The 26441-nt window shown below is 51.2% G+C and carries 24 protein-coding genes; 21 read left to right on the top strand and 3 right to left on the bottom strand.

The features are described 5' to 3' along the window. Positions 1–31: 31 nt before the first annotated feature. From asnS to EDM55_RS22110, 17 genes are all read left to right on the top strand, one after another. Positions 32–1321, top strand: coding sequence for an asparagine--tRNA ligase (gene asnS / locus EDM55_RS22030; protein ID WP_122961396.1), 1290 nt, complete (start codon positions 32–34; stop codon positions 1319–1321). Between the two features lie 106 nt (positions 1322–1427). Beyond that, positions 1428–2105: a DnaD domain-containing protein gene (locus EDM55_RS22035; protein WP_122923030.1), complete on the top strand. Its 678-nt coding sequence runs from the start codon at positions 1428–1430 to the stop codon at positions 2103–2105. A gap of 156 nt (positions 2106–2261) precedes the next feature. Next, positions 2262–2702: a hypothetical protein gene (locus EDM55_RS22040; protein WP_259676102.1), complete on the top strand. Its 441-nt coding sequence runs from the start codon at positions 2262–2264 to the stop codon at positions 2700–2702. Next, positions 2683–3873, top strand: coding sequence for a glycosyltransferase family 4 protein (locus EDM55_RS22045; RefSeq protein ID WP_092272297.1), 1191 nt, complete (start codon positions 2683–2685; stop codon positions 3871–3873). Before EDM55_RS22040 ends, EDM55_RS22045 begins: the two co-directional genes overlap by 20 nt. A gap of 122 nt (positions 3874–3995) precedes the next feature. Continuing rightward, on the top strand, positions 3996–5042 hold the full coding sequence (locus EDM55_RS22050) for a glucose-1-phosphate thymidylyltransferase (protein WP_092272300.1): 1047 nt from the start codon (positions 3996–3998) through the stop codon (positions 5040–5042). Beyond that, positions 5039–5842 (top strand): glycosyltransferase family 2 protein, encoded by an 804-nt coding sequence (locus tag EDM55_RS22055; protein WP_122961398.1) that lies wholly within the window; start codon positions 5039–5041, stop codon positions 5840–5842. The genes EDM55_RS22050 and EDM55_RS22055 overlap by 4 nt, the downstream gene beginning before the upstream one ends. Next, the gene (locus tag EDM55_RS22060; RefSeq protein WP_122961399.1) at positions 5839–6789 is read left to right on the top strand and encodes an NAD-dependent epimerase/dehydratase family protein; all 951 of its coding nucleotides are present in this window, start codon (positions 5839–5841) and stop codon (positions 6787–6789) included. Before EDM55_RS22055 ends, EDM55_RS22060 begins: the two co-directional genes overlap by 4 nt. Positions 6790–6815: 26 nt before the next feature. Further along, entirely contained in the window at positions 6816–7889 is a 1074-nt protein-coding gene (locus EDM55_RS22065; protein ID WP_122961400.1) for a glycosyltransferase, read from the top strand. Positions 7890–7901: 12 nt separating this feature from the next. After that, positions 7902–9188 carry a UDP-glucose dehydrogenase family protein gene (locus tag EDM55_RS22070; protein WP_122961401.1) on the top strand — a complete coding sequence of 429 codons (1287 nt, stop codon included), beginning with the start codon at positions 7902–7904 and terminating at the stop codon, positions 9186–9188. 119 nt (positions 9189–9307) lie between these two features. Then, complete coding sequence (gene pepF / locus EDM55_RS22075; protein WP_122961402.1) at positions 9308–11119, top strand: oligoendopeptidase F; 1812 nt, start codon at positions 9308–9310, stop codon at positions 11117–11119. 254 nt (positions 11120–11373) lie between these two features. After that, positions 11374–12594: an efflux RND transporter periplasmic adaptor subunit gene (locus EDM55_RS22080; protein WP_092272518.1), complete on the top strand. Its 1221-nt coding sequence runs from the start codon at positions 11374–11376 to the stop codon at positions 12592–12594. Between the two features lie 4 nt (positions 12595–12598). Next, entirely contained in the window at positions 12599–15682 is a 3084-nt protein-coding gene (locus EDM55_RS22085; protein ID WP_122961403.1) for an efflux RND transporter permease subunit, read from the top strand. 130 nt (positions 15683–15812) lie between these two features. After that, entirely contained in the window at positions 15813–16601 is a 789-nt protein-coding gene (locus EDM55_RS22090; RefSeq protein ID WP_122961404.1) for an SDR family oxidoreductase, read from the top strand. 48 nt (positions 16602–16649) lie between these two features. Further along, positions 16650–17141, top strand: coding sequence for a YajQ family cyclic di-GMP-binding protein (locus tag EDM55_RS22095; protein ID WP_122961405.1), 492 nt, complete (start codon positions 16650–16652; stop codon positions 17139–17141). A gap of 91 nt (positions 17142–17232) precedes the next feature. After that, positions 17233–17706, top strand: a complete 474-nt coding sequence (locus EDM55_RS22100) for a hypothetical protein (protein ID WP_122923019.1) — start codon at positions 17233–17235, stop codon at positions 17704–17706. A 120-nt stretch (positions 17707–17826) separates the two neighbouring features. Next, entirely contained in the window at positions 17827–19485 is a 1659-nt protein-coding gene (locus EDM55_RS22105; protein WP_122961406.1) for an AMP-binding protein, read from the top strand. A gap of 76 nt (positions 19486–19561) precedes the next feature. Next, a complete protein-coding gene (locus tag EDM55_RS22110; RefSeq protein WP_092272333.1) occupies positions 19562–20068 on the top strand; it encodes a GNAT family N-acetyltransferase in 507 nt (168 codons plus the stop codon). A 72-nt stretch (positions 20069–20140) separates the two neighbouring features. On the opposite strand, the gene leuD is transcribed toward EDM55_RS22110, so the two are convergent. Together leuD and leuC are read right to left on the bottom strand one after the other, a co-directional pair. Beyond that, positions 20141–20728: a 3-isopropylmalate dehydratase small subunit gene (leuD, locus tag EDM55_RS22115; RefSeq protein ID WP_122961407.1), complete on the bottom strand. Its 588-nt coding sequence runs from the start codon at positions 20726–20728 to the stop codon at positions 20141–20143. Continuing rightward, positions 20725–22155 carry a 3-isopropylmalate dehydratase large subunit gene (leuC, locus tag EDM55_RS22120; protein ID WP_092272339.1) on the bottom strand — a complete coding sequence of 477 codons (1431 nt, stop codon included), beginning with the start codon at positions 22153–22155 and terminating at the stop codon, positions 20725–20727. The genes leuD and leuC overlap by 4 nt, the downstream gene beginning before the upstream one ends. A gap of 115 nt (positions 22156–22270) precedes the next feature. Between leuC and EDM55_RS22125 the strand changes: the two genes are divergently transcribed. The 4 genes from EDM55_RS22125 (at position 22271) to EDM55_RS22140 (ending at position 25742) form a co-directional block, all read left to right on the top strand. Next, positions 22271–23158, top strand: coding sequence for a LysR family transcriptional regulator (locus EDM55_RS22125; RefSeq protein WP_092272342.1), 888 nt, complete (start codon positions 22271–22273; stop codon positions 23156–23158). 114 nt (positions 23159–23272) lie between these two features. Beyond that, positions 23273–23620: a thioredoxin family protein gene (locus EDM55_RS22130; RefSeq protein ID WP_122961408.1), complete on the top strand. Its 348-nt coding sequence runs from the start codon at positions 23273–23275 to the stop codon at positions 23618–23620. A 35-nt stretch (positions 23621–23655) separates the two neighbouring features. Next, on the top strand, positions 23656–24564 hold the full coding sequence (locus EDM55_RS22135) for an RluA family pseudouridine synthase (RefSeq protein WP_122961409.1): 909 nt from the start codon (positions 23656–23658) through the stop codon (positions 24562–24564). Between the two features lie 59 nt (positions 24565–24623). Further along, positions 24624–25742, top strand: a complete 1119-nt coding sequence (locus EDM55_RS22140; protein WP_122961410.1) for a YheC/YheD family endospore coat-associated protein — start codon at positions 24624–24626, stop codon at positions 25740–25742. 233 nt (positions 25743–25975) lie between these two features. Here the strand turns inward: EDM55_RS22140 and EDM55_RS22145 are convergent, their stop codons facing one another. Further along, positions 25976–26431 carry a GNAT family N-acetyltransferase gene (locus EDM55_RS22145; protein WP_122961411.1) on the bottom strand — a complete coding sequence of 152 codons (456 nt, stop codon included), beginning with the start codon at positions 26429–26431 and terminating at the stop codon, positions 25976–25978. Between the last annotated feature and the right edge of the window lie 10 nt (positions 26432–26441).

Here is a 26441-nt window from a genome sequence, read left to right on the forward strand (position 1 = left end):
TCTGTGACGGTAAATGGAGGGAAATGATTCGATGTTGACGACGATTGCTCGAATTGGGCAGCATGTTGGACAAGAAGTACGTTTGGGTTGCTGGCTGTATAACAAGCGTGGCAGCGGGAAGATCCAATTCCTGCAATTGCGTGATGGCTCCGGCTTTATTCAAGGGGTTGTTGTGAAAGCAGAAGTAGCTGAAGATGTCTGGGAACAAGCAACGAAACTGACGCAAGAAAGCTCATTATACATAACAGGTATTGTTCGCGCAGATGATCGCGCACCCAGCGGATACGAATTGAACGTGACGGGTGTAGAAATCATCCAGCTCGCGGAAAACTATCCGATTTCCCTGAAAGAACACGGTGTAGACTTCCTGATGGATCATCGCCATCTGTGGCTGCGTACGCCACGTCAGCGTGCAGTCATGGCGGTTCGCTCCGAAGTCATTCGTGCGATGTATGAATTCTTCCAGGAAAATGGGTTCTACAAAGTCGATCCTCCGATTTTGACCCCAACCTCTGCGGAAGGAACGACAAACCTGTTCCATACGAAGTATTTTGACGAGGACGCGTACCTGTCTCAGTCCGGCCAGCTGTATATGGAAGCAGCTGCGATGGCATTGGGCCGCGTGTACTCATTTGGTCCGACTTTCCGTGCAGAGAAGTCGAAAACTCGTCGTCACCTGATCGAGTTCTGGATGATCGAGCCGGAGATGGCTTTCGTGGATCAGGAAGAAAACCTGCGTATCCAGGAAGCATTTGTATCCCACGTGGTACAATCCGTCCTGAAAAATTGCCAAATGGAATTGAAAACCTTGGAGCGCGATACCAGCAAGCTGGAAAACGTGAAGGGCGACTTCCCACGTATCAGCTACGATGATGCGATCAAACTGCTCCAAGAAAAAGGCAGCGACATCAAATGGGGCGACGATTTTGGCGCTCCAGATGAAACGACCATTGCGGAGCATTTCGACAAGCCTGTCTTTATCACGAACTATCCGACAGAGATCAAGGCTTTCTATATGAAGCCAGATCCAAATCGTCCAGAAGTCGTGCTGTGTGCGGACATGATCGCTCCAGAAGGCTATGGCGAAATCATCGGCGGCAGCCAACGTATCGACGATCCAGAGCTTCTGGAAAAGCGCTTTGCCGAGCACGAGCTCTCTGAGGACGCTTATCGCTGGTACTTGGATCTGCGCAAATACGGTACCGTGCCTCACTCCGGGTTTGGTCTGGGGCTGGAGCGTACCATTGCATGGATCTGCGGATTGGATCACGTTCGTGAAACGATTCCATTCCCTCGTATGCTGTATCGTCTCTACCCGTAATTTTTATCGCGGCGCATGTATATACACCCTGTTGCTGGAGGGCAGCAGGGTGTTCCTATTGTTTACGTACTCCCTTGTCATTCCAACACAGAGGTGAATCAGTTTTATGGACTCCCAAATATTGCAATTGTTGCAAGAAGGTGCAACATCCGTCTCCAACCTGCTTTTGAAAATGTATAAACGCATGTCATTGGCAGATGACGAGATGATGCTGCTCATCCACCTGCTTTCCTTTCAACAGGAGGGGAATCGTTTCCCAACCTTGACAGAGCTGGAAGAGAGAATGTCCATGTCTAACATGCGATTAATCCAGTCTTTGCAAAAGCTGTTGAAGGAAGAGTGGATTAGCATTGACGAATTTGTAGACCCCCAAACCGGAATGCGGCATGAGCAATACAATCTGACTCCTTTGTATCGGAAGCTGTACCAAACCTGGCGTGAACAGCTAGCAGCCCCGCAAGTGATGGAGACGATCCACGAGCCATTCCGTCAAAGTGCAGCGGCCCTCGACGATGAACCTGTTGCTATTTACAGCCGATTTGAGCAAGCCTTTGGTCGCCCGCTGTCACCCTTTGAGCTGGAAAGCATTCATATGTGGACGGGACAAGATGGCTATTCGGAGGAATTGATTTTAACTGCCTTGCGTGAAGCAGCGACGGTAGGGAAGCTGCACATCCGCTATATCGATCGGATTTTGCTCGAATGGCAAAAGCAGCAAATCACCAGCGTGGAGCAAGCGCGGCTTTACAGTATGAATTTCCGCAGAAATCGTCAACCGCTTTGATTGATCCCAATCGAAGCGGTTTTTTCTTTGCCGCGATACCGGATACGTACCCATTTTCCTTGTGCGTCATAACCTATAGCATACATGACGAGTTCAGTTGCTACTCCTGTAATCGGGCAGTTATCTCGAATGGCAGGGGCAACACAGTTGGAGGGAATGTCTGTGGAAAAAAAGAAGAAATGGGATCTTCCTCATTGGGTTATGCCAGGCGTTTTTTCTGGCAACTACGTGGTAGATGAAGCGGTAGAGCGCATCTCGATTGTCAAGCCGGTAGAAAAAGGAACTGAGCTGGAAAATGAAGAAGCGCTGGAATTGATGGTGGAGGCAGCTTTGGAAACTGCGTTGAAGCAAAGCCCCCCGCCAACACCTGAGCAGCCTATTGAAATCATCTTGACCCAAAAGGAATCGGTCCTCCGCGATCATGTGGAAAAACTCGAGCTTGAAATTGCATCCTTAAAAGAAGAGGTAGCCTCGTGGGAAATGCGGTTGAAGGAGTTCGAAGAAAAGCAGGCAAAGGAGCATCAATACTTGTATCAGGTGGTCCTTGCCTTGAAAAAGGAGTGGGAGAGGGAGCGAAATGAAGATCGCCATCATTAGTCCGGGTCCATTCTCCGTGCCGCCTGTCAAAGGAAGCTCCGTTGAGCATGATATCGATGAAGTCACCAAGATGATCGATCCAGAGCACCAGGTCACCATTTACACACGAACCTGCGCTACTTATCCCAAATCAGCGGTGGAGGAGAACCGGCAGTTCATTCGCTTCCCCTACAATGGGCCAAAACCATACTTACGGCGCATCATTTCCCATATTCGCAAGAGGAAGCCGGATGTCATCATGGTGGAAAACCGGCCGATCTATGTCCTGACCTTGAAAAGACACTTTCCGAAAATCCCGGTATTTGTCAATATGCATTCCCATGTCTATGGATCGCCGGGTATGATCAGCAAAGACAAAATGAAAAAGGTGGTTAGAAGGGCTTCCGGCTTTTTTACGAACAGCGAGTTCTTGCGTCGTCATTTTATGAAAACATGCAAGATACCTGCCCATAAAATTCATGCGGTTCATTTGGGCGTAGACGTCAGTCCTTATCAGGTAGCCAAAATACATTATTCGATCCGCAAAATACGCAAGGAAATCGGTTTAAAGCCGGAAGACCGCGTTCTTTTTTATGCGGGAAGGCTTATGCGGGCAAAGGGTGTTCATGTCTTGCTCAAAGCGTTCAAGGAAGTTTGTGAGCAGGATCCGCTGGCTCGCCTCGTAATCGTCGGGGGGACGGGGTATGGAAGCAATCGCTTGAATCCCTATGTACGCGAGCTGAAGCAGCTGGCTAAGCCGCTTGGTGACAAGGTTAAGTTCGTCAACTTCGTGCCGAGCGCGCAGATGCCGCTTTACTATCAGGTAGGGGATATCGTTGCGACTCCTTCCGTTTGGAAAGAAGCGTTCTGCCGCGTGAATCTGGAGGCGATGGCATCTGGAAAGCCGGTCATCACGACTCCAAGGGGAGGCATAGGGGAGGTCGTGACCCATCAAGGAAGCGGATTTTTAATCCCTCCCAAGGACTGGAAAGCGGAGCTGCCCGCTCTTTGGAAGCTGCTCTGGAGCGCACCTTCCATTCGTACAGAAATGGGGAAAAATGCTTTGATGAGAGCCAAGCAGTTCTCCTGGTACGCGACGGCACAAGGGTATCTCGAAGTGTTTGAAACGGCGTTGAAGAAACGCAAGGCAGCGTCGCCTCCGACGAAGCAAGACCTGCGTAAAACAGGATGATCCCGCGGCAGGACCTATAGGTGCCTGCCCTTTCTTTCATTCGGCTGGACGTCTGCCCTGTCTAGAAATCAAGAGGAGCATACCTTATAAGTATCGCAGAGCACCTTTGGGGAGTGATACTTGTGAAAGGGTTAATCTTGTGCGCTGGACGGGGTACGCGTCTTCATCCGTTCTCCTATTCGCAGCCCAAAACCCTCCTCCCTGTGGCCAATCATCCGGTTTTACACTACTGCATCCGCAAACTGCGTGAAGTGGGTGTCTATGACATCGGGATCGTCATTCACCCTTCCCAAGTGCAAATTCCTCCTTTGGTAGGCGATGGTAGTCAATTCGGGGCTAGCATTACGTTTATCGAGCAGAAAGAACCCTTGGGAATCGCCCATGCCGTCCAATTAGCGCAACCGTTCTTGCATGACGAACCGTTTATTTTGTTACTCGGTGACAATTTGTTGATGGATTCGCTGCACGGGCTTACGCGTGCGTTTTCCGAAACAGCAACCGACGGCGTAGTGATGCTAAGTGAAGTGGAGAGACCACAGGATTATGGGATCGCCGAAGTACAGGAAGGGCGTCTGGTTTCGGTCGAGGAAAAACCCCGCCAGCCGAAAAGCAATCTGGCGGTTATTGGCGCATACCTGTTTACCAAACCCATTTTTGAGTCGATTGCTACACTTCAGCCATCTGCCCGTGGTGAGTACGAGATCACGGACGCAATCCAATCCTTGATTCATCGTGGTTATCATATTGCCCATGCTGTCGCGAGTGGAAAGTACTCGGATGTAGGGACGATCGATAGATGGCTGGAGGCAAACAGGTGGATGTTGACAAGTGAACTGGGACGACTACATCAAATAGGAAAAGATACCATCGTTGAAAACTGTGAAATTGAAGGACCTGTTTTGATAGGGGATGGATGTCAGATCCGCAATTGTCGTCTAGGACCCTTTGTCTCCATTCAAGACGGTGTTCACTTAGAAAATTGTGCGCATATTGAAAACAGCATTTTATTGGAAAGTAGCTCCCTGCGCGATGTCGCATGGAAAATCACAGACAGTGTATTCGGGCGTTCGTCACATCTGACAGGAAATTCAACCGACAGTAGTGGCGTCTTTATTTTGAGTGACAAATCCTCGATTCGCATTCCAGCCAACAAGAGGGAGGAGCCATGAATCCGACCTTTACCGTAGTGATTCCGACGTATAATCGCGCCAAGTTTATTCGCAAAGCGATTAGAAGTGTGATCAGGCAGTCTTGTAAAGACTGGAAGCTGCTGATCATGGATGACGCCTCAACAGACAAGACGCGACAAAAAGTGGATAAATACCTGTTCCATCCGAACATCTCCTACTATCGCATGGAAAAAAACTCAGGGATTTCGAAAGTGATGAATCAAGCACTAGCGATGGTAGATACACCTTACCTCGTCCAGCTCGATTCTGATGACTGGCTGCCGAGGAAAACCTTGAAAGTGCTGAAGAGATACATTCGCAAAAGCAAGCCGAGCACGGCGTTGTATTATGGCAATGTGAAAATCTGGCGGGTTCGGAGAGGGCGGTACTACAATCCGTTCCTTGTCAAACATAAACATTTCCGCAACAAGTACCAATTTCTCAAGTACAATCGCTGGATGGTCGCACCTCGCTGCTATCGGGTAGCCGCGCTCAGAGAAGTGGGCGGATGGGATACCTCCGACAAGTATGAAGGGCGCATTATGGAAGACCGGCGCATTATCCTGCGCCTGATTGAAAAATATCGGGTACGCTTCATCAATAAAAAGCTGTACAACCGCACGAAGCACAGGGGACAGCTGACAGACGGCAAGATGAAACGCAGACGGAACCATTTGCGGCGCAAGACCTTTAAATACTACCTCAAGCGGTGGGGAAACAGGTTTAAACCCGTCTATAGATACAAAAATGGATACCTGGTCATCAAACGTTTACGGAAAGTGAGGCGGCGACGGCGATGACAAAAGCGCTGGTCACCGGGTGTGCCGGATTTATAGGATCCCATCTGACGCAGCGTCTGCTGAGTGAAGGGGTGACCGTGATCGGGATCGATGGATTTCTGGATAATTACGATGTGGCGGCAAAGCTTCGTAATTTGGCACAGATCGGCAGTCACCCCGCTTTCACCTTTCACTCAACGATGCTGCAAGCGCAGCGTTGGAAGGGTTGGCTTGAAGGGGTAGATGTCGTCTATCACCTCGCTGCGCTCCCAGGTGTGCGCAATAGCTGGGGGAAAGCCTTTACCGACTACGTGAACCACAATATTCTGGCGACGCAAATGCTGCTGGAAGCATGCTTGCAGCAACCTAAACCGCCTACGGTAGTCGTGTCCTCCTCCTCGTCGGTATACGGTACCATGCAAGGCTCGTTTACCGACGAGACAGCGCCGCTGCGACCGGTTTCTCCGTACGGGGTAACCAAAGAGTCGATGGAACAAATATGTCAGGTCTACGTGAAAGCGTATGGCTTGCGTGTTACGATGCTACGCTACTTCACGGTCTACGGTCCCAGACAACGCCCGGATATGGCGTTTCATCGATTCTTTCGCCAGCTGATGAAAGGGGAGCAAGTAACGATATTCGGAGATGGTCAGCAATCGAGAGACTTTACTTATGTGGCTGATGCGGTGCAAGCCAACATTTTGGCAGCGAAGTGCGCCGCTCCAGGCGAAATTTTTAACGTGGGAGGCGATCGGGAAATCAAGCTTCTCGACGTCCTGGCGATCATGGGCGGCTTGTTGAACGTCACGCCCAAGCTCACGTTTCAAAGTGGTCCAGCAGGTGATTCAAAGCGTACATGCGCCAACATCACGCTCGCTCAGACACGTCTTGGATATAAACCGCAAGTTCCCCTCGAGGAAGGTCTTCGTTTGCAATTAGCAGATATGCGCTCACAAGCCAAAGGATAACTCTCAAGAAATGGGAGGCTAGTTGCATGCATCGGGTTCTGGTCTATCGAAGAAAATTTCTTCCGAGAAGTGAGACGTTTATTTACGAACAGCTGGTAGGTCACAACCAGGTAAAGCCGGTCGTCTTGACCAGACAGCGTCCGTTTAACCGCAAGCAATTTCCTTACTCGCCGGTCTATGTGCGAAAGCATATGGCCGGCCTCTCCACATGGTTGAGAAAACATAAAATCAAATGCTTGCACGCGCGATTTGGACCTGCGGGCTTGGAGCTGCTTCCATACGCTCGAAAAACGCGCTTGCCGCTGATTACATCGTTTCATGGCTTTGATGCGACGAAACGGGTAAAAGGAAATCCGGGATACCGGCGTGCACTGCGGAAATTGTTCCGCAGAGGAAAGGCATTTACCGTAGTGAGCGGCCATATGAAAAAACGGTTAATCCGTCTCGGGTGTCCCGCGAAAAAAATAACCATGATACGCTCCGGAATCGACCTGAGGAAGTTTCCTATGCAAGCGCCTCGTGCTGTTGCCAATGAGGAGTTTCGCCTGCTTAGCGTGGGCCGCTTGACAGAAAAGAAAGGGATGGACACGTTGGTGAAAGCTTTTGCCAGCGTGCGAAAGAAGCATCCCAGAGCCAAGCTTATCATCGTGGGAGAGGGAGAGGAAAAGCGAAAGCTGCGACGGCTGATCAAAAAATACAAGCTCGGGAAGCAGGTTGTGCTCAAAGGTGCCCTGCCACATCAAGAGGTTCAGCACGAGCTGGCAAAGTGCCATTTGTTCATCATCGCCTGCAAGACCGCACGAAACGGTGATCAAGAGGGGATACCGAATGTCCTAATGGAAGCCATGGCCACAGGGCGTCCTGTCGTTTCGACTTATCATTCTGGAATACCCGAGCTGATTGAGCATAAAGTGACAGGGTACCTGGTCCCTGAGCGATCTCCATCCAAATTGGGCAGGATGATCAACCAAGTATTGGACGCACGGGCCGAATGGGGCGAGGTCGTCGCACGCGCCAGAGAAAAGGTAGAGCGCAACCATAACATCGAAAAGCAACGCGCGAAGCTAGAAGACCTCTATCTGCGCGTGATGAAAAAATGATGGGGTGAAAGAATGAAGGTTGCCGTTATCGGTACCGGGTATGTTGGTTTAACGACTGCGGTTTCACTCGCGATGCACGGCCATGAGATCCTGGGGATCGATCTGGTTGCAGCGAAAATTGCCCAGCTCAGGCAGGGCAAGTCGCCGATCTACGAACCAGGATTAGAAGAAGCCTTGGCGCAGATGCTAGAGCAGGGAAACCTGCAATTTTCAACAGAAATCAAGGATGCAAGAGAAGCCGAAATGATGTTCATTTGCGTAGGAACGCCGGAAGCCTCGGATGGATCGGCGGATTTGTCTTATTTGTTCGCTGCGGTTTCGGATATAGCATCCCTGCAGCAACCGTCTACTGGTAAACGTGTCATCGTGATTAAAAGCACAGTCCCAGTGGGAACTGGAGACAGAATCGCAGAGCAGCTTCGCGGGAACGACGGTCTTTACGTCGCCTCCAATCCAGAGTTTCTTCGCGAAGGAAGCGCCATGCAAGACGCTTTGAAGCCTTCGAGGATTGTCATAGGTGCAGACCATGAAGCAGCGTTTGCCGCGATGGAGCAGCTCTACAACGGCGTAAACGCTGCCAAAGTGACGACGACGAGAGCCAACGCAGAATTTATCAAATACGCTTCCAATGCATTTTTAGCGACGAAAATTTCTTTCATGAACGAGCTGGCCAGGTTGAGTACGGTCCTTGGGACAGATATCACAACCGTGGCGCAGGGAATGGGATTGGACAGTCGGATTGGACCTGAGTTTTTGCGAGCAGGTGTCGGGTACGGGGGCTCCTGTTTTCCGAAGGACACGATCGCCCTGCTTCAGTTGGCTGGTCAGCATGGGATATCCTTATCGATTTTGGATAAAGTCCGCGACGTGAATACGACCCAGCCGGCTTGGTTTTTGGAGAGGCTGGAGGAACAGCTGCATGGGGTGGCAGGGAAAAAGATCGCCGTCTTAGGTCTCGTATTCAAGCCGGACACTGATGACATTCGCGAAGCGCCATCTCTGAAGGTGCTGGAGGCTTTGCAGAAAAAAGGAGCTTCTATCGCGGCTTATGATCCGGTTGCCTCGGCGATCGTCGGAGCTCAGTTTCCAAACGTCGATTACGTGAAGCATCCGGCTGCCGCATTCAGAGGGGCGCACGCAGCCATGCTGATCACCGAATGGAAAGAATGTGTCCAGCTGGATTGGAAGGAGATCAAAGCGAGCATGGCGGCTCCGATTTTGTTCGATGGACGTAACGCTTGGCCGGGCAATCTTCTGAAGGATGTCGGGTTTGTGTACACAGGGGTAGGCAGAAGCTGACTTTTCCATACTGGGAAGGTTAGCTTTTTCTTTGGTTGATTTGAACAGAGCGGCATAATACGATAGGATAATCATATGGATGATTTCACCAATAAGCAAACCACGAGGGAGTGATCACGGTGAACAAAAGCAAAACACTGCCTAAACGCAGTGATGTCCCTGTCGAATACAAATGGCGTCTCGAAGATATTTATCCCAGTGATTCCGATTGGGAAAAGGATGTGCAAAAAGCCAAGCAGCTCGCAGATCAGCTGGCAGGGCTGAAGGGCAAGCTCGGACAATCCGGAAATGACCTGCTGGCTGCATTGAAGCTGCAAGATGAGCTTCTCCAGACTCTCGATCAAGTCTTCGTCTATGCACGGATGAGACGAGACGAGGACAATGCCAACAGCACGTACCAAGGATTGACAGACCGAGCAACGAGTCTGAGCACCCAGGCGTACGGCGCGATTTCTTACATACAGCCGGAAATATTGGAGATCCCTACAGACGAGCTGGAAAAATGGATCAACGAAGTATCCGGCCTTGCTCATTACCGTATTTTGCTGGACGAAATTACGCGCTTCAAGCCCCATACGCTGTCTTCCGAGGAAGAAGCCCTCTTGGCCAATATGAGCGAATTGGCGTCGGCGCCGAACAAAATTTACGGCATGCTGTCCAATGCGGACATGAAATTCCCGATGATCACGGATGAAAACGGGGAAGAAGTCGAGCTGACCAAAGGCCGCTATACGCAGTTTATGGAAAGCAAAGACCGGCGCGTGCGAAAAGAGGCGTTTGATGCGCTGTACGAGACGTTCGGGAAATTCCGCAATACGATTGCAGCTTCCCTTACGTCGGCTGTGAAAGGCGATGTGTTCTACGCGCGGACTCGCAAGTATCCATCTGCGCTGTATGCGGCCCTGTTTGCGGATAATGTAGACCTTTCCGTATACGACAACCTGATTGCGACTATTCATGAGCATTTGCCGCTGATGCATCGCTATATCGCTTTGCGGAAAAAGCTGCTCGAGGTCGATGAGCTCCACATGTACGATCTGTACGTGCCAATCGTGCCAGAAGTAGACATGAAAATTCCTTATGATCAGGCGGTTGAGACGATCAAGGCCGCACTGAAACCGCTTGGGGAGGAGTACGGGCGGGTGCTTGCGGAAGGCTTTTCCGAAGGCTGGATTGACGTGTATGAAAACGAAGGCAAGACAAGTGGCGCCTACTCTTGGGGGGCGTATACCACGCATCCGTTTGTGCTGATGAACTATCAGGACAATGTGAACAACATGTTTACGCTCGCACATGAGATGGGGCACGCCCTGCACAGCTACCATTCCAACCACGCACAGCCGTATACGTACGCCGATTACAAGATTTTCGTAGCAGAAGTCGCTTCTACGCTCAACGAGGCTTTGCTCATGCATCATCTTCTGGAGACGACTACCGACAAAGCGCAAAGAATGTATCTGATCAACTACTACCTGGAGCAATTCCGGGGAACCGTTTTCCGTCAAACGATGTTCGCGGAGTACGAGAAGATCGTTCACGAAAAGGAAGAGAAGGGCGAGCCTTTGACAGCCGATTCACTGAGCGAAATTTACCGGGAGCTGAATGTGGCTTACCATGGGCCTGATATGGTTGTCGACAAGCAGGTTGATTTGGAATGGGCACGAATTCCCCATTTTTATCGGAATTTCTACGTGTACAAGTACGCGACCGGTTTTTCTGCAGCAACCTCCCTTTCCAAACAAATTTTGGAGGAGGGTCAGCCAGCCGTCGATCGCTATCTCAATTTCCTGAAAGGCGGCAGCTCCGACTATCCGCTGAACCTGCTGAAAAACGCAGGAGTAGATATGACGACTCCCGATCCGATTCGCGAGGGCTTGGCGGTCTTCAAAGAGCTGCTGGAAGAAATGGAGCAGCTGGTCTCGAAAGGATAAAGAAGAGCAAGGCACAGATCCGAGAAAGCAGTCAGGGCATACGCCTTGGCTGTTTTTTCGTTTGATTTTTTTGTAAAAAATGAGAAAAAAAGTAACGGCTGACTATTTGTTTCGTATATACTTATGTCTTGCGCTATATTGTCCCTCCGCCCTTGGACGGAGGAGAATTTCCACCCGTTGGCTGTTTTGCACAGGAGGGAAAAACTGGCACAATGATGCAAGGAAATGATTGCGAGATAGGTGGAGGAATCAAGGTGAAAAAAAGAACGTCGATTATGTTGGCTTCCTTGCTGCTCGTAGCAACGGGATGCGGCCCTGCTCCCGAAGCTCCCCAGCAGGCAGAAGCAAAGGCAAAAGTAGTGGAAGTGATCAAAGTACAGAAGGCTGCAAAACCTGTCATGCTGAGTGTAACGGGCATGGTGGAAGCGAAGAGGGATGCTGTTCTGCCTTTCGGGACAGGGGGGACGATCTCAGCTATCCAGGTAAGCAAGGGAGCCAGAATCGGTCAAGGGCAGCTTTTGGCGACGCTGGATACCCGATACTACCAAAAGGAAGTGGAAGTAGCGGCAAGTCAGGTCGCAGAAGCGGCGGCACGCAAGACACAGACGCTCAAAGGGGCGACGACGCAAGCGATCGAGCAGCAGCGCCTGCAGGTAAAAAGTGCGCAAAGTCAGCTGGATAAAGCCCGGCAGGATGTTACAGTAGGCGATAAGCTGTTAGCTGGAGGTGCTATTTCGCAAAGCGAAATAAATGACCGGAAGCGGGCGCTGACCCAAGCCGAAATCGCGGTAAGAGACGCACAATTGGCGCTAGACGAACTGTTGCGTGGAGCCGAGCCAGAAGACGTGGCAGTCGCCAACGCATCCATCAAGCAGGCGTCAGGTCAGGTAGATCGAGCGAAAAAGACGCTGGAAGATGCGAAGATCGAAGCGCCTTTCGCAGGCACAATCGTAGAAGTTTTCAAGCAATCCGGGGAGCAGGCCTCACCGGGTGAGCAGATCATCCACCTAGTCGATTTGTCTGAGGTAAAGGTGACATTGGATATTACCAATGACAGCATTGGTCAGTTCCAGGAAAAAGCAAAGGTGCAAACTGTCTCAGATGACGGGAAGAAAAGCGAAGGAACGGTAACATTTGTATCACCCGTCGTCGACAAGCAGACGGGTAAATACCGCGTCGAGGTCACCGTCCCGAACCCGGATAACTACTGGCGAGGTGGCATGACTGCAACGGTGGAGGTTCCACGTAAGATCAACGGCTTCCTGGTACCTTTGGAGAGTGTCGGGGTAAGCCAATCCCAGCACTACGTCATGGCAGTGGAGAACGGCTTGACTGTCCGTAAAGAAGTCAAAGTCGGTCAGATGACAGGGGACCAGGTTGAAATCCTGTCCGGAATCAAAGAAGGGGATCAGCTTTTGCGCACCGGCATTACGTTCTACGTAGAGGGGCAAAAAGTAGAGGCGAGAGGAGAATAGCGGCATGAACAAGATGATCCTCTTTTTGCTAAAGCGCCGGCTCATTGTCTACCTCTTCACGCTTCTGTTGGTGATTGCAGGGATAGGCTCTCTAACCAGCTTCAACGTCGAGCTGGTACCGAAAACCAACTTCCCCGTTCTGTCGGTCAACGTATCGGGTGGATCCATCCCACCAGAGGAAATGGAAGACAAAGTCACCAAAAAGATCGAGCAAGAATTAAAGTCCATCACGGAAATCAAGGAATACACATCGACGACAGGCTCTGGCTCCGTAAACATTCAAATTACTGCAAAGGAAGGGACAGGCGAAAAGGTCAAATCTGACGTACAAAATGCTGTGAACCGGCTGCGCAATGACTTCCCAAAAGCAGTGGACCGGGTGGAAGTCAATCAAATGAGCTTTGGTGACGATGCCCTGATCGACTATGCCCTGGTTGGTGCTGATCCGCAAGCGATGCTGAGCCTAGCCAAGACGACGATCAAAGACCGCATTGAAGCTGTTCCCGGTGTAAAGGAAGTAGAGATTTCCGACCGCAGCTTTGAAAATCAGATTGCCGTCACACTCCGCCCCGAGCAGCTAAACGCTTTTCGGACTACACCTGCCGAGGTCATAAGTCAGCTGCAGCAAACCAACTGGAAGCAAGCCGTCGGAACATTGGAGAACTCCGGGTTTGATACGGTAGTCATGGTCGATGATACGTACAGCACGGTACAGGAAATGACCGTTCTCCCGATCGAAACGCCAAATGGAACAGTCACGTTGAGCCAGCTCGCTACGATTGAGGACCTGCGCGGAAAGGTCAAGGACTCGGTAGCACTGACCGATGGAAATGTCTTCGTTCACTTGAGTGTCAAACGCGCAGAAGGCAGTGATCTGATCACGACGCAAGGCAAGGTCGAAGAAGTCGTCCGTGAAATCCAGGCAGAGGCAAACGGACAATACCAATTGAAGGTCATGGTAGAAGCCGTCTCGTATATTCAGCACGCAGTGACAAACCTCAGCCGTGATGTCATGATTGGCGGCGCGCTGGCCATTATCATCCTGTTCGTCTTCCTGCGCAACTGGCGCGTCACACTGGTCATCGCGACTACACTGCCATTGTCTGCCCTCATGACCTTTATCGCGATGAAGCTGGGTGGATACAACATCGACATGGTGAGCTTGCTTTCTCTCAGTCTATCCGTAGGTCTCATCGTGGACGCCGCCATCGTGGTTCTGGAGAGCATTTATCACTTCAGAGAAAAGGGCGAGCCCTTGACGCAAGCGATTGTCAAAGGGACCAGGGAAGTACTTACTCCGGTTTTTACGTCGCAATTGACGATCATTATCGTATTTCTCCCGCTGGTTTTTGCAGATTTTGAAGACTGGCTCAAACCGATTTTAGCTACGATTGCTTTTACGGTTTCCTCGGCCATTATTGCATCTACCATCGCTGCGTTTTTCTTCGTGCCGGTCTTCTCTGATCGCTTCTTGCAAAAGGATAAGAAAGTTTCTCTGGAAGGAGAGGTCAAAGAGCATGTTATCGTTCGGTGGTTCAGCAAGCTGCTGCAGCTGGCCCTGCGTCACCGGGTGAAAACGTTGCTGGTAGCCGTCGCCACTTTCGTCGTAGCAGGAACGATGATGCCGCTCATGAAGATGGGGCAAGGCATCGATGCCAACGAAAATCTGGTGTTTGCCACCATCGAGATGCCGACAGGCTCAACGCTGGAAAAAACGCAAAAGGCCGCTTTGGCTGGAGAAGTTGCTTTGCGCGAGATTCCCGAGGTTAAAGATGTTTTCTTCTTCTCTTCCAAAGAAAGCTCGGAAATCTTTATCTCCCTGCGCCCAAAAAGTGAGCGTCAGCGAGATAAGGAAGCACTGACAGCAGATGTGAATGAGCGCCTCAAAGCGATACCGGGCATTGATTCCATTTCCACAAACTTTGGTGGGCAAGGTACGGATGCACCGATCCAGCTGGATATCGTCGGGGATGACATGGAGCAAATGCGCAAGATCGCCTCCGATGTAGAAGGCATGCTCGCCACGATCCCAGGTGTTGACAACATCCGTAACGACTTTAAAGAGGGCAAGGAAAAAGTGACCCTCGTACCCAAGCAGGAAGCGATGTCCCGCTTGAACGTCGACCCTCGTTCCCTGCTGCAGCAGCTTAGCACGATGATTGGGGATCAGCCGATTACGTCCATCACGAAAGACGGGATTGACATAGATGTCGTCGCCAAGCTCCCTGACAATTGGCTAAAGCACCCTGATCAGCTGAAGCACATGATGATTACGAGCAAAAGTGGGTCACAAGTGCCTTTATCCGAATTGGTAGATTGGACGTACAGCAAATCGCCAGTGGTCATCACCCACGACAAGGGTGAGCGAATTGTAACGGTTTCAGCAGAAATGCAAGGAACCGATTTGGGGGCAGTTGGCAGACAGGTAACGGAAAAGCTCCCTACGCTAGCTGTGCCTGCTGGCTATAGCATTGAAATAGCAGGGAAGCTGAAGGAACAGAGCGCTAATATGACCCAAGGAATCTTCGTAATCGCCGGCGTGCTCGCACTGATTTACGTCGTCATGGTCGCGCAGTTCGGAAGACTCTCTCAGCCGTTTATCATCTTGCTGACGATACCGATGGCACTGGTTGGAGTCGTGATTGGCTTTGTTCTGACCCAGCGCGTATTCGGTGAGATGGCCATGATTGGGATTATCATGCTCGTGGGGATCGTGGTGTCGAACGCCATTTTGCTCATTGACCGTATCAACCTGCTGCGCAGTCGCGGTATGAACTTGGCAGAGGCGATTGTGCAAGGGACCAAGGAGCGTGTACGTCCTGTCATTATGACCAAACTGACGGCGATACTAGGGATGCTCCCGATGGGTCTTGCCATGGCAGAGGGCTCCGATCTAGAGGCTCCGCTCGCGACAGCGGTCATCTCAGGCCTCGTATTCCACACGATCGTGACGCTTGTTCTCGTGCCTGTCTTGTACTCCTTGTTTGAAGGGGCAAAAGAGAAGCGGCTCGCCCGCAGACTGGCACGTCAAGCCAAGCGCCAGGAGAAGAAAGCAGAGAAAGCCAATCTGCAGCCGACACAAATGTAAAAAGAAAAGAAAGAGAGAAGAGGAGTGCATGATCCCTCTTCTCTTTTGCTTTTCGTATTTCAGAAAGTTCTGTAGAATAAAGAGAGAGCCATAAGATTTGACTGATGGGCATCATGAAGGGAGAATGGTTATGGATTTGCAATTGCAGGGAAAGACAGCGATCGTACTCGCATCGTCAAAAGGGTTGGGAAGAGCAACCGCCATTTGTCTCGCACAAGAAGGGGCAAATGTCACGATCTGCGGTCGCGATGAAGCCGCATTGGCGTCCGTACGGGATGAGATCGAGCAAGCGACAGGGAAGTCTCCGCTGGCAGTCACTCTTGATGTGACCAAAGAAGAAGACATCAAACGTGTTGTAGACGAAACGGTTCGTCATTTTGGCAGTGTACATATTTTAATCAACAACTCGGGCGGACCGACTCCAGGTACATTCGATCAACTCAGTGACGAGCACTGGGTCAAGGCATTTGAATTGAACCTGCTCAGCTATGTTCGGGCGATTCGCGCCGTGTTGCCGCATATGCGCGCCAATCAGTTCGGGCGCATCATCAACTTTGCTTCATCCTCTTTTAAGCAACCGTTGGAGAACCTGATCCTCTCCAATACATTTCGGACTGGTGTGCTCGGCCTCGCAAAAACACTGTCTGCTGAACTCGGCCCGGACGGCATTCTGATCAATACGGTAGGACCGGGACGAATTGCCACCGATCGCGTGAGACAGCTCGATGAGATGGACGCGCAGAAGCTGGATTCCAGTGCAGACGAAGTGCGCAGCTTTTTTGAGAAATCGATCCCGCTTGGACGTTACGGTCAACCGGACGAGTTTGCGCGTATGGTTACGTTCCTCGCATCCCCTGCCAACAGCTATGTGACGGGTCAATCCTTCCTCGTAGATGGCGGGCTTGTACGTGCAATCTAGCGTTTTTTAGCCTGTTGAAAAAAAGTAGACGTAGAAAGGGGTTTTTCCATGAGCAAAGAAAGTTCGTTTGATATTGTCTCCAAAGTGGATTTGTCAGAAGTAAACAATGCAATCCAGACTGCACTGAAGGAAATTGAAAACCGATTTGATTTCAAGGGCAGCAAAAGCAAAATCACGCTGGAAAAGGAAGAGCTCGTCCTCGTATCCGATGACGAATTCAAGCTCGGGCAGGTCAAGGATATTTTGATCGGGAAGCTCGTGAAACGGGAAGTTCCCATTAAAAACCTGGATTATGGCAAGGTAGAGCCAGCTGCTGGGGGGACGGTGCGCCAACGTGTCAAGCTGGTTCAGGGGATTGACAAGGAAAACGCGAAAAAAATCAACACCATCATCAAGGATTCCGGATTGAAAGTGAAAACCCAAATCCAGGACGATCAGATTCGAGTGACCGGAAAAAGCAAGGATGAGCTCCAGCAGATCATCCTTGCCATTCGCAAGTCAGACCTTCCACTGGACGTGCAATTTATCAACTATCGATAAATGCTAGAAAAGTTTTGCTTCTAACTCTCTATATTTTCGCGTATGCATGTACAAATAAGTGACAAGCTTGAGTGAAAGGGAGAGTAGAGACATGAAGGTCTTTATCGTCAGTATGCGCAATCTCATTTTGGGTGGAATCGTCGTCCTGATCGTCCTGGTAGCGGGCATCGTGTTATTAGTAAAAGATCCTTTGCACGTATCGGATTCGTATCGACCGACTGAAGAAAGCGTACCGGCTTCCTCGGTTCCCGTAACTCAGCCCGTCGGTTCGGAAAAGCCCTCGCTGAACATGGACATTTCGGTAGACGGTACGACAGCGGAAGTAACGTTGCTCACGCAGAATTTCCAGTTTACACAGGAAAATGGCGATATGAGCCAGCAAGCGGTATTTGGTCAAGGTCACGCTCATCTGTATTTGGATGGGGAAGCGAAGGGCATGATCTACCACCCCGAGTTTCTTTTAAAGAAGCTGCCAAAAGGAGAGCATGAGCTGCGTGTAGAATTGAACTACAGCAATCACCTCCCCTATAAGGTCGAAACGACTCAAAAGTTTGTCGTGAAGTAAGCAGAAAGCGTTCCAATTGCGGGACGCTTTTCTTTTTGGAGAAGAGCAGGAATATGCTGGAAGAGAGAGAATTTTTCCAATGGCAAGGTCGATTTGTCTGAATATTCGGAGGTGTTTTGCATGCTGCGTGAAATCACAATCGGAGATTTATTGGATGAAACGGCGGGTCAGTATCCAGAGAAAGAGGCCCTCGTTTATCATGAGAGGGGACTTCGCTATTCGTTTGCTCAATTTCAGGAAATTTGCAATCAGGCAGCGCGAGGATTTCTGTCTTTAGGGATTCAAAAAGGAGAGAACATCGCGATCTGGGCAACGAATGTCCCAGAATGGGTCATCTCCCAGTACGCCACGGCAAAAATGGGAGGCGTTCTGGTAACAGTCAATACGAGTTACCGAACGCATGAATTGGAGTATTTGCTGAGACAGTCGGAATCGACGACCCTGCTCTTGATCGACTCCTATCGCGATGCGAACTATTTGGGGATGCTTCGGGAGATTTGTCCAGAGCTTGACACCTGCGAGCCAGGCAAGCTGCATTCAGCACGGCTTCCTCATTTGAAAAATGTGATTTATATCGGGGAAGAACGGCAGCCAGGGATGTTTTTATGGCAGGATCTGATGGAGCGGGCAAATCTGATCCAGGAGGAAGAGCGGATCGCCAGGCAGCAAAGCCTAGCACCTGATGATGTGATCAATATGCAGTACACCTCCGGGACCACGGGCTTTCCCAAGGGTGTCATGCTTTCCCATACGAATATTGTCAACAATGCGATCAAGGTAGCCGAATGCCAGCGACTTGGCGTGCAGGATCGCGTATGTATCCCTGTTCCCTTTTTTCATTGCTTTGGCTGCGTCATGGGAACCTTGGCGTGTGTCGCTACAGGGGCGACGATGGTTCCTGTCATCGCATTCGATCCGGGTATCGTGCTGCTTGTGGTGGAAAAAGAACGATGCACGGCCCTATACGGTGTACCCACAATGTTTATCGCAGAGCTGAACCATCCGACCTTTGCCGAGCGGGATCTAAGCTCGCTGCGGACGGGTATCATGGCAGGCTCATTGTGCCCGATCGAGGTCATGAAAAACGTCGTCCATAAAATGGGCATTCGAGATATCACGATTGCTTACGGACAGACGGAGTCTTCACCCGTTATTACACAGACAGTCCCAGAGGATTCCATCGAGCGGAAGGTATCCACAGTGGGACGACCGCACGCAGGAGTCGAGGCGAAGGTCATCGACCCGGTCACGGGTGAGAGCCTGCCACAAGGAGTGCAAGGCGAGCTGTGCACGCGCGGGTATCTCGTGATGAAAGGGTACTACAACATGCCTGAGCAAACGGCGGAAGCGATCGACGCTGAAGGCTGGCTGCATACCGGCGATTTGGCAACCATGGATGAGGACGGCTATTTTCAAATTACTGGCCGCCTGAAGGACATGATTATACGTGGGGGAGAGAACATTTATCCGCGGGAGGTAGAGGAGTTTCTTTACACTCATCCCAAAGTTCTCGACATCCAGGTGGTTGGGGTGCCGGACCCGAAATACGGGGAGCAGGTGCTGGCGTGCATTCGTGTGAAGCCGGGAGAGGCCTTGACCGAAGAAGAGGTGCTCGAGTATTGCCATGGGAAAATCGCCCGCTTTAAAATTCCGCGCTACATTCAGGTAGTTGACGAGTACCCGATGACTGCTTCTGGCAAGATTCAAAAATTCAAACTGCGTGAGCAAGCCATCCAGTCGCTAGGACTTCAGGGAGATACGGGTATCGAAACCGCATAAGCTGATCTGCAAGTCTTTACATTCGTGCAGGTCTCCTCTATCATTGATGGGAAATGCAAGGAGAGGGGCAGCAGGGATGGAGATCAGACAGCTGGGACCAGAGGATGCACAAGCTTTTGCAGCATGCAGATTAGAAGCGCTGCAAAAGGATCCGGATGCATTTGGGTCGACCTACGAGGACGAAAGGAATCGCACGCTGGAGGAATGGCAGGAGAGGCTGACCCAGACTCCGGGAGAAAACGCATTCTTTGGCGCTTTTGAAAAGGGAGAAATCGTAGGAACCATCGGCTTCTTCCGACATAAGGGAAGGAAAGTCAGACATAAAGGCGCTATTGTTTCCATGTACGTAAGGGAAGTACATCGTGGCAGCGGGGTGGCTGCGGGCTTAATGCATGCGGCACTCGACTACATCCGCGGATTGGGAGATGTAGATCAGGTACAGCTAGCTGTCGTTACCACGAATCCGGCAGCGGTTCGCTTTTACGAGAAAATGGGCTTCCAAACCTATGGATTCGAGAAAAGAGCGCTGAAGGTAGGGGAGCACTACTTCGATGAAACGCATATGTACATGCTAATCGAATAGATCGAAGAGAAGAGGGGCTTCGGAAACAAGAAAGCGAAGGCATGGAACCCGTGCCTTCGCCTCTCTTTTCTATTAGGAGCGTTGTGCTTCGTATGCGGAGATTTTGTCTTCGTACTGCAGCGTCAGGCCGATGTCATCGAGTCCGTTCAGCAGGCAGTAACGACGATAGGGATCCACTTCAAACGGATAGGAGAGACCCTCGTTGTCTTTCACAACCTGCTCATGCAGGTCGATTGTCAACTGGTAGTTTTCGCGGCTTTCTGCCCGTTTGAACAGCTCGTCGACTTGTTCTTCGCTCAGCTTGATCGGCAAGAAGCCGTTCTTGAAGCAGTTGTTGTAGAAAATATCCGCAAAAGATGGTGCGATGACCGCACGGAATCCGTAGTCCGTAAGCGCCCAAGGTGCATGCTCACGGGAGGAGCCGCAGCCGAAGTTGTTGCGGGCGAGAAGAATGGTAGAATCCTTGTACGCTGGCGTATTCAGGATGAACGAGTCAATCGGTGTGCCGTCTACGTTAAAGCGCCATTCAAAGAACAGGAACTGGCCAAAGCCACTGCGCTCGATCCGTTTCAGGAATTGTTTTGGGATGATGGCGTCTGTATCTACGTTTACACGGTCGAGAGGGGCTACCTGACCTGTGTGGATGACAAATGGATTCATTGGAATACCTCCTTGCTCACGTTCTCATTTTTCCATTCACGTACGTCTACGAAGTGGCCAGCAATCGCCGCAGCTGCAGCCATTTCCGGGCTCACCAGATGTGTGCGTCCACCGCGTCCTTGACGACCTTCGAAGTTCCGGTTAGAGGTAGAAGCGCAGCGTTCGCCCTCCGAGAGGATGTCAGGGTTCATCGCGAGGCACATCGAGCAGCCGGACTCGCGCCAGTCAAAGCCAGCTTCTTGGAAAATGAGGTGCAAGCCTTCTTGTTCGGCGAGCTGTTTCACCGATTGAGAACCAGGAACGACCATGGCATGAACAGCAGGGGAGACCTTGCGTCCCTTAGCTACCTCAGCTGCTTTGCGAAGGTCTTCGATCCGACCGTTCGTACAGGAGCCGATAAACACGCGATCGATTTTGATTTCATTCATCGGTGTGCCAGGCTCAAGACCCATGTAAGCGAGCGCGTCTTGCGCAGCTTTGCGTTGTGCAGTGGTCTCGAAGGACTCTGGATTTGGAACGGTGCTTGTGATGTTGGTACCCATTCCAGGACTAGTACCCCATGTCACTTGCGGAGCGATTTGTGTAGCATCGATTTCTACCACTGTGTCGTACGTCGCACCTTCGTCTGTGACAAGCTGTTTCCACGCTTCTACGGCAGCCAGGAAGTCTTCACCCTGTGGTACATAACGCTTGCCTTTCAGGTAGTTAAACGTAGTCTCGTCAGGAGCGATCAGACCCGCGCGAGCGCCGCCTTCAATCGTCATGTTGCAAACTGTCATACGCTCTTCCATGGTCAGCTTGCGGATGGCAGCACCTGTATACTCGATAACATAGCCAGTAGCGAAGTCAGTTCCGTATTTTGCGATAATCGCCAAAATTAAGTCTTTTGCGCTGACTCCGAATGGCAAGTCGCCATTTACGCGCACTTCCATCGTTTTTGGCTTGAGCTGCTGGAGGCACTGGGTCGCCAGTACGTGTTCAACCTCGCTGGTGCCGATCCCGAATGCCAGGGCACCGAATGCTCCGTGTGTAGACGTGTGGCTGTCCCCGCAAACAATCGTTTTCCCTGGGTGAGTCAGACCGAGCTCAGGACCGATGACGTGTACGATCCCTTGGTCAGGGCTGTTCAGGTCAGCGAGGGTGATGCCAAATTCTTGGCAGTTCTCAGTCAATGTTTCCATTTGCTGACGGGAGATTGGATCTTTTACATTGAAGCGGTCTGCTGTAGGAACGTTGTGGTCCATCGTAGCGAATGTGAGCTCAGGACGGCGAACCTTGCGACCAGCCAAGCGAAGCCCTTCAAATGCCTGTGGAGAGGTAACCTCGTGAACCAAATGCAGGTCGATGTACAAAAGGCTAGGTTTTCCTGCTTCCTCGTGAATCGCGTGATTGTCCCAAATCTTTTCAAACATGGTGCGAGCTTTCATAATGACGATTCCTCCTTCGTTCGAAACTCTTATCAAGGTTGTATCATGGTAAAGAAAATAGTTCAAAGATATAATAATTATGAGAAGGATAGTTTTTGCCTATCGGGAGGTTTTTATGGAGTTACGACAAGTTCGCTATGTGCTTGCAGTCGCAGAAGAACGCAGTTTTTCGCGAGCAGCAAACCGATTACATCTGGCTCAGCCATCGCTTAGCCAACAGATCGCCAAACTAGAAAAATTGCTCGGAGTGAGCTTGTTTCATCGGCTGCCCCAACATGTGGAGCTGACGGATGCAGGACAACGTTTTGTGCAAGTCGCCCAAACATTGGTCGATATGTCAGAGGGCTTGGAGCGCGAGATGCGTGCGTACGCGGTCGGGGAGAGCGGCAAGCTGCTCGTCGGTAGCTTGCCGATCACGGGAGCCTACGTCCTGCCGCGCGTCATTTCTGCCTTTACCAAGCAGTTTCCGGGTGTAGAGCTGCAGCTGATGGAGGATACTTCCAGTCATTTGGAGCAGCTGCTCGTGCGAGGGAAAATCGATGTGAGTCTATTGACCATGCCAATCAGTGATCCTTCCCTGGAGATTATTCCGGCGATCAATGAGGAAATATTCTTGGCGCTGCCTCCTAGTCATCCTCTGGCCGATCGGAAGGAAATCGATTTGGCGGAAGTAGCGGACCAGCCCTTTATTTTGCTAAAAGAAGGACAAGGCTTCCGCACCATTTCCCTGCGTCTCTGTGAGCAGGCAGGCTTTCGTCCCAAGATCGTTTTCGAGAGCAGCAACATCCAGACGGTGCAGTCTTTAGTGGCAGCTGGAATGGGGCTTTCCTTTGCTCCCAAAATGATTACGCTGGCACCTGGCACCGTCGAGCCGCCTGTCTACGTCCGCATGACAGCCAAGCCGTACCGGACGCTCGTCGTGGCGTATCGCAAGGACAGGCCACTGTCTCGCCCTGCTGAGGTGTTCGTGCAAAACCTCGTAGAACAGGGAGAACATATCTAAAGCAAAAGGCGAGCCTTTTTTGCCCGCGAAGTCCCGGCGGCTACACTTCCAGTTACGCAAGATCGGCAAGGTTGTGATACACTATTTCCAAATCATTCTGGGAGGGAAACAACCATGAGAGAAGTAAAAATAGAAGCAGATTTTGAGCAAGTAATCTGTGCATCGAAGCCAGTTGTCGTGAAGTTCTTCACAGATTGGTGCCCAGACTGTCATCGGATCGACCCATTCATGCCAGCAGTTGAAGAAAAGTATCAAGCAGAGCTGGACATGATTTCGGTAAACCGCGACACGTTGCCAGAGCTGTCTCAAAAGCTGGATGTATTCGGAATCCCAAGCTTCATTGCCTTCCAGGAAGGAAAAGAACTGATTCGCTTTGTTAACAAACTGGGCAAAAGCCGTGAAGAAATCGAGCATTTCCTGGATCGCGTCATCCAAGTAGGAAAAGGGCTGGAGCAAGCCTAAGTCTTGAGTAGAAATGCCAGGGAGAATCGAACGCCATGCAAACCATGAAAAAAGAAGGGGAGTGGCTTGTAGCGCGCTTGACTGCCGCTGATGCAGCCACCCCGATTGGGAACCTGCTTAGAGAGGGATGGAAGCTGCCTCGCAAGCAGGTCCATCTTTTATTTCAGCACAAAGAAGTTTTCATCGATGGTCAGCCTGTGCCGCAGCATGCAAAGGTGGAAGAAGGGCAAGAAATCCGGCTGCGTCTATGCCAGCCGGAGCCGTTTGGGATCGAGCCGGTAGAAGAGCCTCTCGACGTCTTGTACGAGGACGACCATCTGCTAATCGTTGAAAAGCAGGCAGGAATCCTGCTGCATCCAACAGAGCCGCACCACCATTTGACGTTGGATCATCTGGTTGCGGGCCACTTTTTCCGCACAGGGCAGCAGGCAAAAGTACGGCATGTCCACAGGCTGGATCAGGATACCTCTGGTGTCGTGCTGTACGCCAAGCACCCTTGGGCGTCCGCCGTTTTGGATGAAATGCTGCGCGAGAGGCTCATCAAACGGACGTATGTGGCCTTCGTACATGGGCAGGTGACCAAAGAGAGCGGGAAGATCAATCAACCGATCGGAAAAGACCGCAATCACGCCACACGTAGAAGAGTGACGCCAAATGGGGAATCAGCCATTACGCACTATACGGTACGAGAGAAGTATCGAAACGCCACAAAAGTCGAATGCAGACTGGAGACAGGGAGGACCCATCAGATTCGGGTTCATCTCAGCTACATCGGACATCCATTGATCGGCGATACCTTGTACGGAGGCAAGCGCGACGGGATCTCGCGTCAGGCTCTGCACGCAGAAGTCCTGCAATTTACGCATCCATTTGGAAATGAAACAGTCGAAGTGCATGCCGATCTGCCAGCCGATCTGGTGGAGCTGGAAAAGAGACTCAGATAAGTGCCAATGCTGCCGTAGGTGAATAAACTGCCAGGGAGGAATCGAGAGAGGGTGGTGTGATGAAACGACCCACGATCGGTGTTCTGACCTGGCGCGAAGGCAAACGATTTGCAGAGCCGGCGTACTTCCGGCGTCTTCTCCGGGCAGGACAGGAGCTGGGCAGCACGGTTTTTTTGTTTTCTCCCAAGGATGTGCTGGCACAAGGAAAACAGGTGAGAGGTTTTATTCTTGACGCAAATGGCAACTGGCAGGCGCGGATGTTCGACCGGCCGGATGCCGTTTTTGATCGATACCGCTATACGCCAACGCAAGCTTTTAAAGACTATGTCGCGTTTCGCCGCACGAGCAATTTCCTCTATGCCAACAATCGCTTGGCGAATAAATGGCGCGTGCATGAGGTGTTGTATCGGGATGAGCGGATGCATCGCTGGCTGCCGGAGACCTTTTTGTACAACCGTGCCAACTTCGTTAAAATGCTGGGCAGGCATTCCTTTTTGTACGTCAAGCCGTTGAACGGTACAGGTGGGCGCAACATCCTTTGCATTGAAAAGACGGATCAGGGCTACCGCCTGCTGGGACGAGACAGGCAGCGATCGAAAATATCTACCGTCGTCAAACAGGTGGATGCTGTTTTGCGTTATGTCGATCGCTGGACGAGGGCAGAAAAGTATATTGTGCAGCAAGGACTTCGGCTACAGCTCGTCCCGAAACGGGCTGTCGACATGCGCCTTCTGATTCAAAAGGACGGCAATGGCGATTGGAGGGTTACGGGGCACGGGATGCGTGTCGGGGGAGAGCGCAGCGCCACATCGAACCTGCACGGCGGCGGAAAGGCGATGCCCGTTCAGGAGTTTTTGCGTCCGCGATTTGGGGATGCACGCACCGTGGAAATCGTGCGAGACTGCGAGCAGCTGGCCAATCAGACGGCAGAATCCCTGGAGAATCACTTTGGCCGGATGGTGGAGTTCGGCCTTGATATCGGGATTGATGTAAACGGACGTGCGTGGCTGATCGAGGTGAATCCGAAGCCTGCTCGCGAGGTATTCCGGGAAATGGGGGCCGTGCAGCAGTACAAACAGGCCATTTCGAGACCAATCGAATACGCGATGTATTTGGCTCGCACGAAAGGACAGGAAGAGAAAGAGAAAAAGTATTCCCGCGTATCCGCCAGGCGGTGAGGCGAGGGGACAAAATGCAGGGGGAAGGAAAGCTTCGGACCTGTACGATTCGATTCCAAAACTAAAAAATGAGCGTGAATGACAGGAAAAGCCGGACCAGCAGCAGGTCCGGTTTTTTCATTTGCCATTGTGCGAGAAAGGGAGCAATTGGAAAGATACATAATACTGATTATGTAAACTTATTTCACAATGAAACCAGCAGGTAACGGCAGTCGTAGGGGGCAACTTTTCGATTAAAGCAGGTCCTGGGACAGACGAACCATATCGATCACCTGTATGCCATTTTCAAAGATCGGCTCGTCGTAATGGCGGAGAAAAAAGTCCCGGTCCACTCCTGTGATGCGGAAGCCGCATTTTTGGTAAAGGGCGAGCTGTCCAACGCTTGAATTTCCCGTACCGATCTCCAGCGTGCGATATCCGAGCAGCTTCGCCTGCTCAATTGCATGCTGGACCAGACGTTTGCCGAGACCTTGTCCTTGCCTGGCCTCTGCGACAGCGACATTGACCAGCTCGATCGTATCCGGGCGGGTCGGCAGCAGCACATAAACGCCGTAGATGGCATCAGCTTCCTGGGCGATATAGCATACGCCCCGTTTGATATATTCTTCTACCAGCTTTTGCGAAGGATCTGCCAGCAAGAGCAAGTCTAGCGGGATAGGGTAGGAAGCAGGCAATGGTTTAATTTCCATGTCAGTCACT

The organism is Brevibacillus centrosporus, from assembly GCF_003710815.1.
GTDB lineage: Bacteria > Bacillota > Bacilli > Brevibacillales > Brevibacillaceae > Brevibacillus > Brevibacillus centrosporus.